Annotated in this window: 19 protein-coding genes; 11 read left to right on the top strand and 8 right to left on the bottom strand. The window is 66.7% G+C overall.

The window, feature by feature from the left end; translation table 11 throughout:
* Positions 1-46: 46 nt before the first annotated feature.
* Positions 47-1,651: an amidohydrolase gene (locus E2F46_RS16820; protein WP_133323742.1), complete on the top strand. Its 1,605-nt coding sequence runs from the start codon at positions 47-49 to the stop codon at positions 1,649-1,651.
* A gap of 17 nt (positions 1,652-1,668) precedes the next feature.
* On the opposite strand, the gene rimI is transcribed toward E2F46_RS16820, so the two are convergent.
* Genes rimI through pssA form a run of 3 tightly spaced genes read right to left on the bottom strand, consistent with a single transcriptional unit; the run spans position 1,669 to position 3,199 of the window.
* Positions 1,669-2,124: a ribosomal protein S18-alanine N-acetyltransferase gene (rimI, locus tag E2F46_RS16815; RefSeq protein WP_133323753.1), complete on the bottom strand. Its 456-nt coding sequence runs from the start codon at positions 2,122-2,124 to the stop codon at positions 1,669-1,671.
* Between the two features lie 50 nt (positions 2,125-2,174).
* The gene (locus E2F46_RS16810; RefSeq protein WP_133323741.1) at positions 2,175-2,432 is read right to left on the bottom strand and encodes a hypothetical protein; all 258 of its coding nucleotides are present in this window, start codon (positions 2,430-2,432) and stop codon (positions 2,175-2,177) included.
* The gene (gene pssA, locus E2F46_RS16805; RefSeq protein ID WP_133323740.1) at positions 2,429-3,199 is read right to left on the bottom strand and encodes a CDP-diacylglycerol--serine O-phosphatidyltransferase; all 771 of its coding nucleotides are present in this window, start codon (positions 3,197-3,199) and stop codon (positions 2,429-2,431) included. The genes E2F46_RS16810 and pssA overlap by 4 nt, the downstream gene beginning before the upstream one ends.
* Positions 3,200-3,341: 142 nt before the next feature.
* Here pssA and E2F46_RS16800 point away from each other — a divergent pair, with 142 nt between their 5' ends.
* From E2F46_RS16800 to E2F46_RS16785, 4 genes are all read left to right on the top strand, one after another.
* Complete coding sequence (locus tag E2F46_RS16800; RefSeq protein WP_133323739.1) at positions 3,342-3,740, top strand: DUF4124 domain-containing protein; 399 nt, start codon at positions 3,342-3,344, stop codon at positions 3,738-3,740.
* A gap of 1 nt (position 3,741) precedes the next feature.
* A complete protein-coding gene (locus E2F46_RS16795) occupies positions 3,742-4,035 on the top strand; it encodes a DUF4124 domain-containing protein (protein WP_165967510.1) in 294 nt (97 codons plus the stop codon).
* Between the two features lie 69 nt (positions 4,036-4,104).
* Entirely contained in the window at positions 4,105-5,805 is a 1,701-nt protein-coding gene (locus E2F46_RS16790) for a proline--tRNA ligase (protein WP_133323737.1), read from the top strand.
* A gap of 599 nt (positions 5,806-6,404) precedes the next feature.
* Complete coding sequence (locus E2F46_RS16785; protein WP_133323736.1) at positions 6,405-6,779, top strand: H-NS histone family protein; 375 nt, start codon at positions 6,405-6,407, stop codon at positions 6,777-6,779.
* A gap of 91 nt (positions 6,780-6,870) precedes the next feature.
* Here the strand turns inward: E2F46_RS16785 and E2F46_RS16780 are convergent, their stop codons facing one another.
* On the bottom strand, positions 6,871-8,124 hold the full coding sequence (locus tag E2F46_RS16780; RefSeq protein WP_425599850.1) for a threonine/serine exporter family protein: 1,254 nt from the start codon (positions 8,122-8,124) through the stop codon (positions 6,871-6,873).
* A gap of 101 nt (positions 8,125-8,225) precedes the next feature.
* On the opposite strand from E2F46_RS16780, the gene E2F46_RS16775 reads away from it, so the two are divergent.
* The 4 genes from E2F46_RS16775 to E2F46_RS16760 are packed head-to-tail and all read left to right on the top strand — an operon-like array spanning position 8,226 to position 11,755.
* Positions 8,226-9,344, top strand: coding sequence for an ABC transporter permease (locus E2F46_RS16775; protein ID WP_133323734.1), 1,119 nt, complete (start codon positions 8,226-8,228; stop codon positions 9,342-9,344).
* A gap of 2 nt (positions 9,345-9,346) precedes the next feature.
* On the top strand, positions 9,347-10,180 hold the full coding sequence (locus E2F46_RS16770; RefSeq protein ID WP_133323733.1) for an ABC transporter ATP-binding protein: 834 nt from the start codon (positions 9,347-9,349) through the stop codon (positions 10,178-10,180).
* A 1-nt stretch (position 10,181) separates the two neighbouring features.
* A complete protein-coding gene (locus tag E2F46_RS16765; RefSeq protein ID WP_133323732.1) occupies positions 10,182-11,105 on the top strand; it encodes an MlaD family protein in 924 nt (307 codons plus the stop codon).
* Positions 11,102-11,755, top strand: coding sequence for an ABC-type transport auxiliary lipoprotein family protein (locus E2F46_RS16760; RefSeq protein WP_133323731.1), 654 nt, complete (start codon positions 11,102-11,104; stop codon positions 11,753-11,755). The genes E2F46_RS16765 and E2F46_RS16760 overlap by 4 nt, the downstream gene beginning before the upstream one ends.
* Positions 11,756-11,807: 52 nt before the next feature.
* Here the strand turns inward: E2F46_RS16760 and E2F46_RS16755 are convergent, their stop codons facing one another.
* On the bottom strand, positions 11,808-12,404 hold the full coding sequence (locus E2F46_RS16755) for an alpha-ketoglutarate-dependent dioxygenase AlkB family protein (RefSeq protein ID WP_133323730.1): 597 nt from the start codon (positions 12,402-12,404) through the stop codon (positions 11,808-11,810).
* Between the two features lie 80 nt (positions 12,405-12,484).
* Between E2F46_RS16755 and E2F46_RS16750 the strand changes: the two genes are divergently transcribed.
* Positions 12,485-14,110 (top strand): electron transfer flavoprotein-ubiquinone oxidoreductase, encoded by a 1,626-nt coding sequence (locus E2F46_RS16750; RefSeq protein WP_133323729.1) that lies wholly within the window; start codon positions 12,485-12,487, stop codon positions 14,108-14,110.
* A gap of 110 nt (positions 14,111-14,220) precedes the next feature.
* Here the strand turns inward: E2F46_RS16750 and E2F46_RS16745 are convergent, their stop codons facing one another.
* The 3 genes from E2F46_RS16745 to E2F46_RS16735 all read right to left on the bottom strand — a co-directional run bounded on the left by E2F46_RS16745 (position 14,221) and on the right by E2F46_RS16735 (position 18,026).
* A complete protein-coding gene (locus E2F46_RS16745) occupies positions 14,221-16,533 on the bottom strand; it encodes a reprolysin-like metallopeptidase (protein ID WP_133323728.1) in 2,313 nt (770 codons plus the stop codon).
* 120 nt (positions 16,534-16,653) lie between these two features.
* Complete coding sequence (locus E2F46_RS16740; protein ID WP_133323727.1) at positions 16,654-17,286, bottom strand: CoA transferase subunit B; 633 nt, start codon at positions 17,284-17,286, stop codon at positions 16,654-16,656.
* The gene (locus E2F46_RS16735; RefSeq protein WP_133323726.1) at positions 17,286-18,026 is read right to left on the bottom strand and encodes a CoA transferase subunit A; all 741 of its coding nucleotides are present in this window, start codon (positions 18,024-18,026) and stop codon (positions 17,286-17,288) included. Before E2F46_RS16735 ends, E2F46_RS16740 begins: the two co-directional genes overlap by 1 nt.
* Positions 18,027-18,226: 200 nt before the next feature.
* Between E2F46_RS16735 and E2F46_RS16730 the strand changes: the two genes are divergently transcribed.
* On the top strand, positions 18,227-18,550 hold a 324-nt coding region (locus E2F46_RS16730; protein WP_425599849.1), incomplete at its 3' end, for an electron transfer flavoprotein subunit beta/FixA family protein.

Genomic DNA, 18,550 nt, shown 5'->3' with positions numbered 1-18,550 from the left:
CAGCCGGTTTCCGCGTTCTCCCGGGCACATCCCCCGGAGAACCGCCATGCGCCTTGCCCTGCTGCTCGGATCCCTGCTGCTCGCCCTGCCCTTGCAGGCGTCCGACCTGCTGCTGGTGAACGGCCGCATCTGGACCGGTGACGAAAGCCGCCCGGACGCCAGCGCCATGGCCGTGCGCGACGGTCGCATCGTCGCGGTAGGCGACGAGGCCGCCGTGCGCGCGGCAGTCCCCGCCGGCGTGCAACCCATCGACCTCGGTGGGCGCCGGGTGGTCCCCGGCATCAACGATGCGCATGTCCACCTCGGCACCGCGCCACCATCCACGCGACTCGAGTTGCCGTTCCCCGAGTCCACCAGCGAGCAGCTCGAAGCCGCGCTGAAGGCGCAGCCGGTTGACGGCGAGGGTTGGATCACCGGTGATATCGGCAGCGCCATCTGGACCGACGCGGGCTGGGACCAGGCACGCCTGGATGCCTTGCATCCGTCGCGTCCGGTGCAATTGCAGATGTTCACCGGCCATGGACTGCTGCTCAATACCGTCGCCCAGCGCGCGCTTGGCCTCGACCCCGCCGTCGAGGTCCCCGGCGGCTGGTATGGAACCAAGGCGGATGGCACCTTCGATGGCCGCGTCTACGAGTACGCGCACTGGCGCAGCCTCGCGCAGTCGCCGCCCCAACCCGACGCCCGGGAACTGCAGTCGATCCAGCGCTATTCGCAGGCCACGCTGAAGTGGGGCACCACGAGCCTGCAGGTGATGCCGTGGATGCCGCCGGCACGTTTCCTCGGCCTCTGGAACGATGCCGCCGTCCCCTCGAGGCTGCGCCTGATCCGCTTCCCGGCACCCGCCACGCACGACGAGCCGGTCGTCACCGATGCCCTGCCGAAGCACCCTGCCGACATGCCGCGGACCACCGTATCGGGCACCAAATGGATCATCGACGGCACGCCGGTGGACCAGGCCGCGCCTTTGCGCGAGCCGTACCCCGACACCGGCGCGACCGGACGCCTCAACTTCGACCAGGCACAGATCGAAGCGCTGCTGCGCGAGATCCTCGCGCGCGACGACCACGTCCTGCTGCACGTCGGCGGGGATGTCGCCGCGATCACGATCATGGACGCAATGGAAGCGATCGCGCCACCGGCGCAGTGGCATGGACGCCGGTTGCGCTTCGAACATGGCGATGGCCTTGCACCCGACCTGCTGGCACGCGCGACCTCGTTCGGCATCGTGGTGGTCCAGAATCCATCCCACTTCGCCGTGCCGGATGGACATCCGTGGATGTCGCTGGCACGCGAGCGGGAGTTCTCGCCGCTTTCCGACCTGGTGGATGCCGGCCTGCCCCTGGCCTTCGGCAGCGATGGCCCGCCCAACCCGTGGCTCAACCTGATGTTCGCCATCGCCCCGGCCACCCGCCCCGACCAGGCGTTGACGCGCGAACAGGCCTTGCGTGCCTATACCGGTGGCAGCGCGTACGCCGAATTCACCGAACACGAGAAGGGCAAGCTGGCGCCGGGCTACCTCGCCGATTTCGCGGTGCTGTCGCAGGACGTGCTGGACGAGGCGGCGGTGCCGCTGCAGGCACTGCCGGGGACCACCAGCCTGCTGACGGTGATCGGTGGCGAAATCGCCTGGCGCGACCCGGGGTTCTGATCGCCGGGAGCTGCCCGCTACAGCGCCGGCATTCGCTCGATGTCGTCCGGCAGCAGCTCCATCGCCATCACGATGGCGTCCTCGCGCCCGTCGCGCGCGGGGTAGTAGCGCGGGCGGCGGCCGATCTCGTTGAACCCTTCGTCGTGGTACAGGGCGATGGCATGCGGGTTCGATGGCCGCACTTCGAGGAAGATGCGTTCCGCACCGTGCCCGCGCGCGATGCGCACCAGGGCATGCAGCAGACGGCGACCGTGGCCACGGCCCTGCAGGTCCGGGTCGACGCAGAGGTTCAGTACGTGCGCCTCGTTCGCGGCGATGCTGGCCACGCCATAACCGATCATGCCATCGCCGTCGCACATCACCCGGGCGGGATAACCGGCCTGCAGGCAGTCGCGGAAGATGCCTTCGGTCCAGGGGAACGGATAGGCACGACGCTCGATGGCCATCACCACGTCGAGATCGACCACGCGCATCGGGCGCAGCACCGGTGCCTGCACGCGCGCCTCGACGGGATCGATCGCGCTCACTGCATCGCGCGGCGCAGGGCCCGCAGTCGCGGCCACAGCGCGCGCTTGGCGGCGGGCTCGCGCAGGCGCACGGGCACGCCATGCTCGCGGCACAGGCGCGCGGCATCGGCTGAGTCCGCCGTCCGCGCAGCCGCACGCAGCACCGCCAGCGACAGCGCATCGCGCGGCGCCTCGACGGCCTCGTCACCCGCGACCCGCCAGGCCACGTGCCCCAGTTCGGCCAGCACCTCGCGCTGGAACGCGTCCCAGCTCATGCCGTCGCCCCAGCCCCGTCGCGACGCCGCCAGAACCACAGCACCGGACCGGACAGCGCATACGCGGTCGAGACCGCGAGCAGGGTCACGGGCGGATTGATCCACAGCGCGATCAACGCCGCCACCGCGATCAGCAGCGCAACGAAGGGCACCCGGTCGGCCTTCGGCCCGGTGCCGCTGCCCTTGAAGCTGTTGTACCGCAGCCGGCTGACCATCAGCAGGCCGGCCACCACGGTGACCGCCAAGGCCGCGAACCGCAGCTCCTCGCCGGTCCAGCCGAACTCGTGGCAGGTCCAGACGAAGCTGGCCATCAGCCCCGCCGCCGCCGGGCTGGCCAGGCCGATGAACCAGCGCTTGTCCACCGTGCCCACCTGGCTGTTGAAGCGCGCCAACCGCAGCGCCGCGCAAGCGGCATACAGGAACGCGGCCAGCCAGCCGATCTTGCCCAGGGTGGGTCCGTCCAGCCGCATCGACAGCAGCGCCCAGTGGTACATCACCAGCGCCGGCGCCATGCCAAAGCTGACCAGATCGGCCAGCGAGTCGTACTGCACGCCGAATTCGCTCTGGGTGTTGGTCAGCCGCGCCACCCGTCCATCGATGCCGTCGAGGATGCCGGCGACGAAGATCGCGATGCAGGCCGCCCCGAACCGCCCCTGCGACGCGGCGATGATGGCGAAGAAGCCGGCGAACAGCCCGGCCGTGGTGAACAGGTTGGGCAGCAGGTAGATGCCGCGTCCGCGCGGTCGCGCCGGGAGGTCGTCGTTCATGCCAAGAGTGTAGAACCTCCGCCGCCACGCCGCATGGAACGTCGCGCCGGTCACGCTTCGCCCCGTGCGAGGGCCGCCAAGCTTGCACCCCTGCCGCCACGGTGCTGCAATCGGCGCTTCCCCCGAACTGCCGGAGCCCTGCATGCACCGTTCCAAGGTCATCGCGATCGCCAGCCTCGCCGCCTTCGGACTGTCCGCAGTCGTGTCCGCGCAGGAGGTCTACCAGTGGAAAGATGCCAATGGCGTCACCCATTACTCGCAGACGCCGCCGCCGCGCGGCCAGTACCAGCAGCGCGCCATCACCCACAGTGGCACCACCCAGCCGCAGGCGGTGGGCGAAGCTCCGGCCACGCAGGAAAACGCGCAATGCACGGCAGCCCGCGAGAACCTGCGAGCGCTGCAGGGCAGCGGCCCGGTACATGAGGCCGCGGCCGATGGCAGTGCCGGACGCGCCCTGAGCGATGCCGAGCGCGCCAGCCAGACCGAACTGGCGAACGCCGCCATCCGCGCCTACTGCACCCGGGCCGCCCCCGCCTCCTGACATGCGCCTGGGCTGGGCCATCGCGCTGGGCATCGTTGCGGGTGGCCTCGTGGTCTGGTGGCTGGGGCGCAGCGATCCGTTGGCTACCGGCACACCCGACGCCGCGGCCGGACGCGAGCCAGCGGCCTCCCGACCCGCTTCCGCCGGCACCTCCCTCTACCGCTGGCGCGACGACGCCGGCACGCTGCAGCTCACCGACACCCCACCGACCGGGCGCCCTTACGAGACCGTGGATGTCGGCACGCTCGAGCGCCGCAACACCTTCGATCCACGCGATCCGCCCCCCGCGCAGTAGCCGCCACGGCCGCCGGGACGCCCCGTGCTGCGTGGCACAATGCGCGTCCCGCATTCCACGACGCCTGCCATGCGCCTGTCGCAGTTCCACCTCCGCACCGAAAAGGAAACCCCTGCCGACGCCGAGATCACCAGCCACAAGCTGATGCTCAAGGCCGGCATGGTCCGCAAGCTGGCCGCAGGGCTGTACACCTGGTCGCCGCTGGGCCTGCGCGTGCTGCGCAAGGTGGAGGCCGTGGTGCGCGAGGAGATGGACGCAGCCGGCGCGATCGAGATGGCGATGCCCTCGGTGCAGCCGAAGGAGCTGTGGGAAGAGACCGGCCGCTGGGCGAAGTTCGGCCCGCAGTTGCTCAAGATCCGCGACCGCAAGGAGCAGGACTACTGCTTCACGCCCACCGCCGAGGAAGCGGTCACCGACTTCTTCCGCCAGGAGTTCTCCAGCTACAAGCAATTGCCGGTGAACTTCTACCAGGTGACCACGAAGTTCCGCGACGAGATCCGCCCGCGCTTCGGCGTGATGCGCGCGCGCGAGTTCGTGATGAAGGACGCTTACTCGTTCCACGTGTCCGACGACGACCTGCAGCGCGAATACCGCAACATGTACGACGCGTACACGCGCATCTTCACCCGCCTGGGCCTGAAGTTCCGCGCGGTGTTCGCCGACACCGGCGCGATCGGCGGCAGCGCCTCGCACGAGTTCCACGTGCTGGCCGATTCCGGCGAAGACGCACTGGCGTTCTCGGAGTCGTCGGACTACGCCGCCAATGTCGAACTGGCCGAAGCGGTCTCGCCCGGTCCACGCCCCGCCGCGACGGAAACCCTGCGCAGGGTGGAGACGCCCATGCAGAAAACCTGCGAGGACGTTGCCGCCCTGCTCGGCATCCCGCTGCAGCGCACGGTGAAGTCGGTCGCGGTGACGGGCGATGACGGCTTCGTGCTGGCACTGGTGCGCGGCGACCACACCGTCAACGAGATCAAGCTGGCCAAGCTGCCCGGCCTGGCCGACTACCGGCTGGCCACCGAAGCCGAGATCCTCGAACACCTCGGCAGCACGCCCGGCTTCCTCGGTCCGCTCAATCCGCGCAAGAAGATCCGCGTGGTCGCCGACCGCAGCGTCGCGGCGATGGCCGATTTCGTGGTCGGCGCCAACGAGGCGGGTTTCCACATCGCAGGCGTGAACTGGGGCCGCGACCTGCCCGAGCCGGACGACACCGCCGACATCCGCAACGTGCAGGCCGGCGACGCGTCGCCCGACGGCAACGGCACGCTGGCGCTGGCCCGCGGCATCGAGGTGGGCCACGTATTCGCGCTGGGCCGCAAGTATTCCGAGGCGATGGGTTGCACCGTGCTGGACGCCGACGGCCGTGCCGTGCATCCGGCGATGGGCTGCTACGGCATCGGCGTGTCGCGCATCGTCGCCGCGGCGATCGAACAGAACCACGACGAGGCCGGCATCCGCTGGCCCGACGCGATGGCACCGTGGCGCGCGGTGGTCTGCATGATCAATCCCAAGGGCAATGCCGAAGTCACCGCCGCCGCCGAGGCACTGCACCGCGAATTCAACGCGGCCGGGATCGACACGGCGTTCGACGACCGCGGCCTGCGCCCCGGCGCGATGTTCGCGGACATGGAGCTCATCGGCATCCCGCACCGCATCGTGGTGTCCGAGCGTGGCCTGGCGGCAGGCACGTTCGAGTACCGCGCACGCAGCGCAGCCGAGGCCGAACAACTCGACAGGGCCGCGGTCCTTGCGCGCATCGCGGGGGGTTGAGTTCCGCACCCTGCCACATCGCCTGGCGCAAGCACTCGCACGCGGCGACGTTCCAGCCAGCGTCGGCGGAGGCGCATGGGGAGCACGGGCTCGTCCGGGCACCACGCGATTGCACGTCATCCCCGCGCCTGCGAAGCAGGCGATGCAGCCAGTCATTCCGGGAACCATGGACTCCAATCCATTCGGAAAAGAAGGGTTCTTCTCCCCGTAGAGGGCGGCCCCGCCGCGCGGTGGCGCACGTCCCATGCCACCGCAAGTCGCGGCGTGGCCACGGAAGGCGCACTGGGCGTCCCCTGACTCGGGAGAAGAACGAAAACAACCCCCCGGATCGACCAGCGCTTCGGCATGGCCGGAGTGGCAGTGCAAGTAATGGTCGCGTTCGTCAGGGGTTCCAGCAACCATGGGGCGCCTTAGAAAGATGCGTGATTTTCCTGAGAATGGTGTCGTCGATAATCACCGGCGAATCGGCGATGTCCCGGGCCTCCCTCACCCAATGCGCGCGCTTCGGCGATATCGCTTTGTGCACGCGTCGGCGATTGCTTTATCATGAATACGTGCCATGGACGGGACATAATCTTTTCATTACCCGGAGTATTTGAATGGCATTCGACCTCAACGCCTTTTCGGCGAAGGAACTCGACGCGCTGATCGCGCAGGCGAAACAACGCAAGACCACGCTGAAGAAGCGCAAGCCGATCGCCGGCATCCGCAAGCGCATCACCGATTTCGCAGCATCCGAGGGCTACACCATCGCCGAACTGTTCGGCGGAAAGGCCACCACCAAGGCCAAGGCGGCCACCACCAGCAAGCCTGCCGCACGCAAGGGCCGCAAGTTCGGCAAGGTCGCGCCGAAGTATCGCAATCCGGCCAAGCCGTCTGAAACCTGGACCGGTCGCGGCAAGCATCCACGCTGGATGGCGGAGCAGCTGAAGAAGGGCAAGAAGCCGGAAGACTTCCTGATCAAGAAGAAATAAATCCGCTCGATTCCCGACCCATTTAGAACAACGCCGGCAACGCCGGCGTTTTTCTTTTCGCGCATTCCTTCGCCGCTGCCGAAGCAGCCCTCTACAGACTCCGCCGCGCCGGAGTCACCAGGTTGCCGATCAACAGGCCGGCGATGAGTGCGAGCAGCACGTTGAGCACGGTCATCGCCGCCTCCTGCCCCGCCCCCACGTCCTGCTGCTGCATCAGGGTCAATAGGCTGCGCAGGCTGATGCTGCCCGGTACCAGCATGATGATGCCCGGCACGCGGATCACGGCACCGGGCCGGTTCCGCCACTGCGCATAGCCGTTGCCGGCGACGGTGATCACCATGGCCGACAGGAACACGCCGATCGGGCTGCCCAGCGTGGTGCCCACCACCCGCGAGATGGTGTATCCGGTGATCGCGGCCAGCATCACCAGCAGGTAATCGCGACGGTCGGCGCGGAACAGTACCGCGAACGCGTACGCCGCCAGCAGCACGGACACGTATTCCACCCAGTCCGGCTGCGGCCGCAGTGCGCGCACCTGCGGCTCCAGCCCCGCCAGTTGCGCCACCGTCAGCGCAATCATCACGCCCACGGTCAGCTTGAGCAGGGTCGCGACGGCACCGGCGAAGCGCGCGGTGCCCGATACCAGGTGCTGGCTGGTCAGCTCGCTGAATGCATTGGTCAGGGCCAGGCCCGGCATCAGCACGATCATCGAGGCGATGACCACGGTATTGAGGTTCAGCGGCCCGACCAGGCTGGCGACGCACACCGCGATGGAGCCGGCGACGATGGCGGCAACGGCATCGCCCGCCTCCTTCAGCCGCGGCCGCTTGCGCGCGAACCAGTCGAGCAGGCCGACGACCAGGCCGATCAGCGCGGCCGTCGCGATGTCCAGCCAAGGCAGCCGCAGCAGTCCCGCCACGCCGGCCGCGGCCAGGCCGAAGCCGGCCACCTGCATCAGGTGCCCGCGCAGGCTGGGCTCGCGCTCCAGCGCGCGCAGCGCGGCGTGGCCTTCGGACAGGCCCAGCCGGCCCGCCACCACTTCCTCGGTGATGCGGTCGGCCTCGCAGAGCCGGTACAGGTCCGTATCGCCAGGTGGCAATCGGATCACACGCGTCGAATCGCTGTCCCCGGGCGGTCGCTGCGGATCGCTGAAAGTCAGGATCATGCCGGTGGGGTTGGCCCAGGGTTCGCATTCCAGCCCCAGCCGATGGGCCACCGACACGATCGCCGCTTCCAGGCGCTGCGACGTGGTGCCATAGGCGTGTAGGTGCTCGGCCAGCTCGACCATGAAAGCGATGCGGGCGGCATAGCTGGCGGTGATGGGGACCGGCTGCGTCATCGACAAAGGATGACACGCCTGCAGCGCCCGCGCAGCGGGCATCCAGCCCGCCATCACGCGTAGCCTGTATCCTCCTCGCGTCATCGCAGCCCCACTCCCTCGAAGGCATGACTCCACCGGTCCGCAAGGCGCCCACCGCCGAATCCGATCCGCAAGATGGCGGGCGCATCGTGCTGCGTGGCCTCTGGACGCTCGACCATGCCAGCGAGATCGGCGCCGCACTGCGCGGCGCGCCCGATGGCGTGGCCACGCTCGACGCGAGCGGCGTGGAGCGGCTGGATTCGCTGGGCGTGCTGCAACTGCTGCGCTTCGCCGACCGCCGCAAGCTGGACTTCAGTGCCATCCGCTTCCACGACGACCACCACGCACTGGTCGCCGCCATCGAGGACGTGCACGACGACCGGCCGAAAGGCAAGCGCGAGTACGGGTTCGCCGCGGCGCTGGGTCGCCTCGGCTACGCGATGCACGACAACGGCAAGGAGATCGTGGCGCTGGTCAGCTTCCTCGGCGAGGCGCTGGTCAAGCTGGGCCGCACGGTGGTGCAGCCGCGGCGTTTCCGCCTGACGTCCACCGTGCACCACATGGAGCAGGTGGGCCTGGACGCGGTGCCGCTGGTCGCGCTGCTCTCGTTCCTGGTGGGCGCGGTGATCGCGTTCCTGGGCGCGCAGATCCTGGCGGACTTCGGCGCCACCATCTTCGTGGTCGAGCTGGTCAGCATCGCCTTCCTGCGCGAGTTCGGCGTACTGCTGACCGCCATTCTCCTCGCCGGCCGCACCGCCAGCGCATTCACCGCGCAGATAGGCGCGATGGTCAGCCGCGAGGAAGTCGACGCAATCCGCACCCTCGGCCTCGACCCGATGGACCTGCTGGTGCTGCCGCGGATCATCGCGCTGCTGGTGATGCTGCCGCTGCTGACCTTCATCGCGATGATCGCCGGCCTGCTCGGCGGCCTGTCGGTCGGCGTGTTCAGCCTAGACATCCCGCCCCAGGCCTATCTCGCACGCATGCAGGAGCAGATGGAGCTGCGGCACTTCATCATCGGCATGGCCAAGGCACCGGTGTTCGCGCTGGTGATCGGGCTGATCGGCTGCCTGGAAGGCCTGCAGGTGAAAGGCACCGCGCAATCGGTCGGCGAGCGCACCACGTCCAGCGTGGTGCAGACGATCTCGCTGGTGATCGTGATGGATGCGATCGCCGCGATCTGGTTCATGCACATGGGCTGGTGACGATGGATCGGAAACCGTCCCCGGCCGAAGCCTGCGAAGCGGCGCCCGATGACGCGCCGGTGATCCGCGTGCGCGGCCTGCGCACCCAGTTCGGGTCGCAGGTGGTCCACGACGGGCTGGACCTCGACGTGCGACGTGGCGAGATCCTCGGCGTGGTCGGCGGTTCCGGCAGCGGCAAGTCGGTATTGATGCGCTCGATCATCGGCCTGCGCCGGCCGGATGCGGGCACCATCGAAGTGCTGGGCGTGGACCCGCATTCCGACGATGCGGACGACCAGCTGCATGTCGAACGCAATACCGGCGTGCTGTTCCAGGACGGCGCGTTGTTCTCGTCGCTCAGCGTGGGCGAGAACGTGCAGGTGCCGCTGAAGGAGCACTACGCCGAGCTGCCGCCCAGCCTGCGCTACGAGCTGGCGCTGTTGAAGGTGAAGCTGTCGGGCCTGCCCGCGGACGCGATCGACAAGCTGCCGTCTCAACTGTCCGGCGGCATGCGCAAGCGCGCCGGCCTTGCGCGGGCGCTGGCGATGGACCCGCCCCTGCTGTTTCTCGACGAACCCACGGCGGGCCTGGATCCCATCGGCGCCGCCGCGTTCGACGACCTGACGCGCACCCTGCAGCAAGCGCTGGGGCTCACCGTGTTCCTCATCACCCATGACCTGGACACCCTGTACGCTATCTGCGATCGCGTCGCGGTGCTGGCCGAGCGCAAGGTGATCGCGGTCGCGCCGATCGCGGAGATCGAACGGCTCGACCACCCCTGGGTGCAGGACTACTTCAACGGCCCGCGCGGACGCGCCGCGCGCGAAGCCGCCGAACGCAGCAGCGGAGACAGCTGACATGGAAACCAAGGCCAATTACGTGTTGATCGGCGCCTTCACCATCGCGGTGTCGGTGTTCCTGCTGCTGTTCTCGCTCTGGGCGGCCAAATACTCCTCCGACCGCAGCTGGAACGAATACCTGGTGATCTTCAACGAGCCGGTCACCGGCCTGTCCGAAGGCAGCAGCGTGCAGTACAACGGCATCGCCGTCGGCACCATCGACAACCTCATGCTGGCGCCGGACGATCCGCGCAAGGTCATCGCGCGGCTGAAGCTGCAGGCGACCACGCCGGTCCGCGCGGATACCCGCGCCCGCATGTCGATGACCAGCCTCACCGGGCCGCCCATCATCCAGCTCACCGGCGGCAGCCCGGAGGCACCGGAGCTGCGCCCGCGCCGCGACGGCGAGCTGCCGGTGATCCAGACCGCCCCTTCCGCGCTGCAGAACATCGCCGATACCGCCAACCGCCTGGTCGAACGCCTCGACCAGGTCCTGAGCGAGGAAAACGTGGCGCGCATCTCCGCCACGCTGGAAAGCCTGGAGGGCATGACGGGCGCGGTGGCCGGGCAGCGCGAAGACATCGGGCAGCTGATCGTCAACGCGCGTCGCGCCAGTGAGCAGCTGGAGCAGACGCTCACCACCACCAATGCGGCGATGACCACGTTCGACCGCGAACTGGCGCAGAACCTGCCGGAACTGGTGGCCAAGCTCGACAGCACGCTGCAGCGACTCGATTCCGCCGCGCAGGGCGCCGACAACATCCTCAACGAGAACCGCGCGGCGATCAGCAGCTTCGCCAACGACGGCCTGTCGCAACTGGGCCCGACGCTGGGCGAACTGCGGTCGCTGATCCGCGACCTGCGGCGCATCAGCGACCGCCTCGACGCCAATCCTGCCCGCTACCTGCTGGGTCGCGACGCACCCAAGGAGTTCGAACCATGATGCTGCGCCTGCTCGCCGCCGTGCTGGCCCTTGCTTCGCTGACGTCCTGTGCGCTGCTGACCGGCAACGACCGGAGCGCGCGCGAGCGCGCCACCATCTACGCACCCGACCCGCGCATCCAGGCCGATCCGGCATGGCCGGCCGTGGACTGGCAGCTGTCGCTGGCGCCGCCGTCCGCCGCGCGCATGATCGACAGCTTCCGCATTGCCGTGCGGCCGACGGCGGACGAGCTGCAGGTCTACCGTGGTGCAAGCTGGGCCAAGACGCCCACGGACATGCTGCAGGACACCCTGCTGCGCGCCCTGGAGGATTCGGGCAAGCTGCCAGCCGTCGCCCGCCAAGGGACCGGATTCGCGGCCGATTACCGCCTGGCGCTGGACGTGCGTCGCTTCGAGGCCGACTACGCCGGCGGCATGCTGCCCGCGGCGACCATCGAGGTGAACGCGAAACTGGTGCACGCGGTGGACCAGGGCATCGTCGCCTCGCGCACCTTCCTACATGCCGAGCCGAGCTCGGGCACCGACATCGCCCAGGTCGTCGAAGCCTTTTCACGGGCACTGGCGGAAGTGGGACGCGACCTGTCCGGTTGGGTGCTGGTGACGGGCGATACGCACGAGCGCACCGCGCATCCGCGCCAGGCACCGCGCTGAGCGACGGCACCCTCAGCCACGCCATGTGCACCCCTGAGCACCGGCCGTACCCCTATGGCGTTGCGTGGACGTGCCGGAACGTCAGGTTGATCCGTGGTAGCACGGACAGGGCAGTGCGCGGCAAGGCGTGGCGGTAGTTGCGCTGGGTGTCGCCGCGCATCAGCAACAAGCTGCCATGCGGCAACGGCAGGTTTAGCTTCCGCGTCGGCACCTCGCGATGCTTCAGCACGAAGCGCCGGGTGCCCCCCAGGCTGACCGACGCAATGACCGGGCGCGGCCCCAGTTCCGGTTCGTCGTCGCTATGCCAGCCCATGGCATCGCGACCATCCCGGTAGAGGTTCGCCAGCACGCTGTTGAAACGGTGCCCCGTCTCGCGTTCCAGGCGCCAGCGCACGGCTTGCAGGGGTTCCGTCCAGGGAAGCGGCTGGTGACGGACGCCGGAGTAGCGATAGCTGGTGCCGGCGTCGCCGATCCAGCAGCTCAGTCGCGGTGACGGCACGTCGCGTCCGAACAGGCGCACATGGTGGGTTTCCCACGGCAGGTCGTCACGCAGCGTGCACAACAGCGCGTCCGCATCGGCAGGTTCCAGCCATGCCGGATGCAACGCGACGTCGGCGCCTTCCAGTCTGATCGGTGCCAGCGAGGCCATCGCGCCATCGTAGCCGATGCGGATTTGCGGCCTGCACGCTTCAAACGCGACAATCACGCCACGCCTTCCGGAAAGCCTGCATGAATACGCCATCCGATGCCGACACCCCACGCGATGTCATGGAATACGACGTGGTCACCGTGGGAGCCGGCCCCGCCGGGCTTGCCTTCGCCATTCGCCTCAAGCAGCTGGACCCGGCCATCTCGGTCTGCGTGATCGAGAAGTCGAGCACCATCGGCGCGCACATCCTGTCGGGTGCGGTGATCGAAACCGGTCCGCTGGACGCCCTGCTCCCCGGCTGGCGCGACAACCCGCCGCCGGTGTGCGTGCCGGCCACCGAGGACGAGTTCTGGTATTTCACCCGGGATGGCGGCCGCAAGTTCCCGATGGTGCCGCCGGGCATGCGCAACCATGGCAACGTCATCGTTTCGCTGGGCGCCATGTGCGCCTGGCTGGCACCGCAGGCCGAGGCGCTGGGCGTGGAGATCTACCCCGGCTTCGCCGCCGCCGAGACGCTGCACGACGAAGCAGGCAAAGTCATCGGCGTGCGCATCGGCGACATGGGCGTGGCCAAGGACGGCACCCACAAACCCGGCTACACCGCCGGCATCGACATCCATGCCAGGGTCACCGTGCTGGCCGAGGGCGCACGCGGACACCTGACCAAGCGACTGGTGAAGCGCTTCGCCTTGGACAAGGACAGCGACCCGCAGGCGTATTCGATCGGCATCAAGGAGTTGTGGCAGGTGCCGGAAGGGCGCGTGTCGCCCGGCAAGATCGTGCATACGCTGGGCTGGCCGGCCGACAGCAAGACCTATGGCGGCAGCTTCCTGTACCACCTCGACAACAACCAGGTCGCCCTGGGCTACGTCAGCGGGCTGGACTACGCCGATCCGCATTACCGGCCCTGGGAAGCCTTCCAGCAGTGGAAGAACCACCCACTGATCAAACCGATCCTCGACGGTGGCAGCATCCTCTCGGCCGGCGCGCGCGCCATCGTCACCGGTGGCTGGCAGTCGCTGCCGAAGGTGGAGATGCCCGGCGCGCTGCTGATCGGCGACACCGCGGGTCTGCTCAACGTGCCCAAGATCAAGGGCACCCACCAGGCGATCCGCAGTGGCGTGCTGGCCGCCGAGCACCTTGCCGCCGGCGCACTGGCACCCGAAGGCTTTGATGCGAAGCTGCGCGCCTCGGATGCGATGAAGGAACTGCGCGCCGTCCGCAACATCAAGCCCGGCTTCAAGAAGGGCCTGTGGTTCGGCCTGCTCAACGGCGGCTGGGAAACGATCACCGGCGGCCTCTCGCCCTGGACGCTGAAGGTGAACGCGGACTGGTCGTCGCTGGACAAGGTCGGCGAGCACGAGCAGCCGAAACGCGACTACGTCGAACGCAGCCTCGCCCCGCGCGACCGCCTCCAGGGCGTGTACTACGCCGCCACCGAGCACGACGAGGACCAGCCCGTGCACCTGCGCGTGATGGACACCTCGATCTGCGTCACCACCTGCGCCGTCGAATACGACAACCCCTGCACGCGCTTCTGCCCGGCAGGGGTCTATGAAATCGTCGACGATGGCGACGGCAAGCGGTTACAGATCAATGCCGCCAACTGCGTCCACTGCAAGACCTGCGACATCAAGGACCCATACGAGATCATCGAATGGGTCACGCCGGAGGGTGGTGCGGGGCCGAACTATCAAAATCTGTAATTGACCTCTGCTACGCCTACCACATCCCATCCTATGCACGGGTTGACCATGAGCGCCACGACAGAATGATAATCACCAGACCCCTTGTTAGGGTTGACATCTGGAAGCACCTAGTTCTGCTCAACCAGCCTGAAGTTCCACGCTTGATCAATACCCGTCTGGTGCAGGGCACTCGCGGCATTCAATAAGAAGGATTGATACGTGGTGTGTCCGTCCAGAACGTGAACCTCAGTTCTACCCGATGCACCGGTGCGTTCGATCACGTAGATATCCAACGTTCCATCCAGATTGTAATCACCAACCAAAAACTTGAACCTGTCAGCGGTGCCGGTCTGGCCTAGCGCCGTCGCCGTCTGCAGAAGAAAACTTGAGAAACCGTCCGCTCCGCTCAAAACATGAACCTCGGTTCTTCCTGACGACCCATTTTTGGCGAAGTAGAAAAGATCCGGCCTGCCGTCCGAGTTCCAGTCGGCCAAGTCAAAGGCCGAAGCATAACCAGGTGATTCGCTACGCAAGGCTGTCGCACTATTCAAAAGAAAGGTACTAAACGTAGTTGCCCCATTGAGAACATGGACCTCTACACGTCCAGAAGCACCACTACGCGTGATGGCATACAGATCGGGGCGACCGTCTCTATTGTAGTCCCCAAGCATGTATTCCCATTGATTATTGACGCCAGTTTGATGAATCGCTGTCGTCGTATTCAACAGAAACGTTGAAAAATTCGTCGCTCCGCTAAGGATATGCACCTCTGTCCTGCCTGATGCGCCAACTTTGTTGATCGCATACATATCAGCCACGCCGTCGCCATTGTAGTCGCCAAACAAAAACACCCAGGACTCGTCAGAGGGCGTGGTGTGCAGAGCGCTGGCTATGTGACGATTGAAAGTCGTATAGTTGGTGTCGCGATTCAAAGAGTGAATCTCAGTCGAGCCATTGCCGCTCTTTTTGACAATGTAGACGTCAAGCTTGCGGCCAACCGGTACGACATTTGCTCGAAACGTCGCAACAACTGGCATTGTCTGATTCAAACTCCGCACGTTGTCAGCGACATTTGCTATGCCTAGCGGTCGGCCAGGTGAAAAATCAATCGCCGGTGTCGCAAAGTACGGAACTTCGGTCTGACTATTGTTGGCCAGCGGGTAGGCCATGATCGTGTGGAACCCATTTCCCGCCGCTTCGCGGTACCCATACGAATACGGGTGGGCACCAACGTATTCACTGTTCTCTTGGTTATGGGCCTGCCCCATACTGTGGCCGAGCTCATGCACGAGCGAATACTCGCTGCAGAAGTACGTGTTGCTATTTGATTCGTCCAGATCGGACCCGTCGCTCACCACCGAATAGCCGAACGGCGCGTCGGCAGCAGTGATCGGCCGCTGGTTGGCACCGATCAACCATGCGATTCCGCACCCCTTCTGTTCAGGAGCACGATGAGGGCGGATGAGCGCCACCAAATCAGCACCGTACTGGTCGCGCGCTGAACGCAGGGCATTGAATGCAGGGTCCGGCGTGGTGAACTGCCGCGTCGTGCTGTTGTAACCGGTCAGCTTTTGCAACGCGTCGGCGTTGTCGGTATTGTCGGCGTACTCCACGCGCATGGCATGGACAAGACGTAAACGCATGTTGACGCCACTGCGTTCATAGGCGGCATTGCCCAATGCGACCAAACTGGTGACGCGTGAAATCGCGGTTGGCTCGTTGCCATACGTTGCAACCATCCCTGCCGTGTAGCCAAGTGCCAGATCGACAACTGCGGACGCTGACTTCGGTGCAACAGTGGCATCCGCTGCCGCCATCACCATGCCGCCGGCAGCACTCGCGGCGGAACTGGACGTGTCGGGCGGGATCAGGAATTCCGGCCCATCGCCATGGTGGCTTGGGTTGCTCGTCAGCATCCGCGGGTCGGTCTCGACGACAAACGCACTGCCGCGACGCGTGGTGACCCGATACGACTTGCCCGCAGACGAAAACTCGCCAAAAACGGCAGTTTCGCCAAAGGTCAGTACGGCGTGGTCACCGTTGTCACTCTGACCAACCCAACTCCAGTTGCCGTCCGGGTGCTCTTCGATTCGATTGAAGGCCACGTTGACCGGCTTGCCATCAGGCGTGTCCAGCCGCAAGCCGCCCGCAGCAATCGCATTGAGCGCATGCGCTTCGCTGATCTCAACCGGATACGAGGTATACGCACCACTGCGCCGGACCTCACGATCCTTCGGGTAGTTCAGCAGCTCACCACGATCGGGGAGTGACGCAAACGACGTCTTGGACTGTCGCGTCGCCAGCGTCGCGACGGGTTGCTCTGATCCCTGCGCGGAATCGACGAAGTTCTTCTGCTTGCTAGCCCGGGCAGGGTCCCAATCGGAACTGCAGCCCGCCAACAAGGTGCCAGTCAGGGCGATGGCGGCCAGATAGATGCGCATGTCGCGTACTCTTCTTTATATATCGATGTGAAGGAGCCCCCCGGCAGAGGGCATTCTGGCAGCATACGCCCGCCCCTGTATGGCCGGAAGTTAAATAGCGATTCAGGAACAACGGCACCTTCAACGTGTGAAGGAGACCCCTGTTTTGGCGGCCAACTCCTCCTCGGTCACGCCCGGCGCGGCCTCGCGAAGCACCAGGCCGCCGCCCTCGACCACGTCGAACACGGCAAGGTCGGTGATGATCCGATCCACTACCCCCACGCCGGTCAACGGCAGGGTGCACTCGGGCAGGATCTTGTGGCTGCCGTCCTTCGCAGTGTGCTCCATCAGCACCACGACCCGCTTTACGCCTGCCACCAGGTCCATGGCCCCGCCCATGCCCTTGACCATCTTGCCCGGCACCATCCAGTTGGCCAGGTCACCCTTGTCGGTCACCTGCATGGCGCCGAGGATCGCCAGGTCGATATGGCCGCCACGGATCATCGCGAAGCTGTCGTGGCTGCCGAAGTAGCTGGCGCCCTTGCGGGCCGTGACCGTCTGCTTGCCGGCATTGATCAGGTCCGCATCCACTTCGTCCTCGGTGGGGAACGGGCCGATGCCCAGCAGGCCGTTCTCGGACTGCAGCCACACGTCCACACCATCGGGAATGAAGTTGGCCACCAGGGTCGGCAGGCCGATGCCGAGATTGACGTAGGCGCCATCGGTCAGTTCCTGGGCGGCGCGCTGCGCCATTTCGTCGCGGGTCCAGGGCATCACTTGTTCTCCTGACGGACGGTGCGCTGCTCGATGCGCTTCTCGGGGGTCGGGTTGACGACGATGCGGTCCACGTAGATCCCGGGCAGATGCACGTGGTCGGGGTCGATGTCCCCGATCTCCACCAATTCCTCCACTTCGGCCACGCAGACCTTGCCGGCCATCGCGCAGGCCGGGTTGAAGTTGCGCGCGGTCTTGCGGAACACGAGGTTGCCCGCCTTGTCGGCCTTCCAGGCCTTGACCAGCGACACGTCGGCCTTCAACGCGGTTTCCAGCACGTACCAGTGGCCGTCGTCGAACTGGCGCGTCTCCTTGCCCTCGGCGACCACCGTGCCGTAGCCGGTGCGGGTGAAGAAGGCCGGGATGCCGGCGCCACCGGCACGCAGGCGCTCGGCCAGCGTGCCCTGGGGGTTGAACTCCAGCTCGAGCTCGCCGCCGAGGTATTGGCGCTCGAACTCCTTGTTCTCCCCCACGTAGGACGAAATCATCCTGCGGATCTGGCGCGTTTCCAGAAGCTGGCCGAGGCCGAAGCCGTCGACACCGGCATTGTTGGAGATCGCAGTCAGGTCCTTGGCGCCGGAATCGCGGAGCGCCGCGATCAGCGCTTCGGGAATGCCGCAAAGCCCGAAACCGCCGACCGCGAGGATCTGTCCATCGGCGACAAGGCCGTCCAGAGCACTCGCGGCGTCCGGAAACACCTTGCCTTCGCCGCGCCCGGCAGCTGTTGTGGTTGGCGACATCAGCGCATGTCCTGTTGGTAGTCTGTCTGGAATTCTAACCTCCGCCTCCCGGCTCGCCATCGGACCAACGAACGATGCCGGTCGCATTCGCGTTGCCGCGCCCCGACCGGTAAAATCCGCCGCTTGGTGCCTCGCTCGGGCGCCGCCGCAGGCTTCACGCTGGTCGCGCCCATGGGCGCCCTACAAAGGATTCCCGCAGGATGAAGATTCTCGTCGCCTACAAGCGCGTGGTGGACTACAACGTCCGCGTCCAGGTCAAACCGGATGGGTCCGGCGTGGTCACGGAGGGCGTGAAGCTCTCGCCCAACCCCTTTGACGAAATCGCGCTGGAAGAAGCCCTGCGCCTGCGCGACAAGGGCATCGCGACCGAGGTCATCGTGGCCACCATCGCCCCTGCCGACGCCCAGGCGCACCTGCGCAACGGCCTGGCGATGGGCGCCAACCGGGCCCTGCACGTGGTCACCGACCAGCCGGTGCAGCCGCTGACCGCCGCGCGCACCCTGCTCAAGCTGGTGGAGAAGGAG

The organism is Luteimonas aestuarii (genome assembly GCF_004357985.1).
Lineage (GTDB): Bacteria > Pseudomonadota > Gammaproteobacteria > Xanthomonadales > Xanthomonadaceae > Luteimonas > Luteimonas aestuarii.
This window is presented reverse-complemented; position numbering and strand designations above follow the sequence as displayed.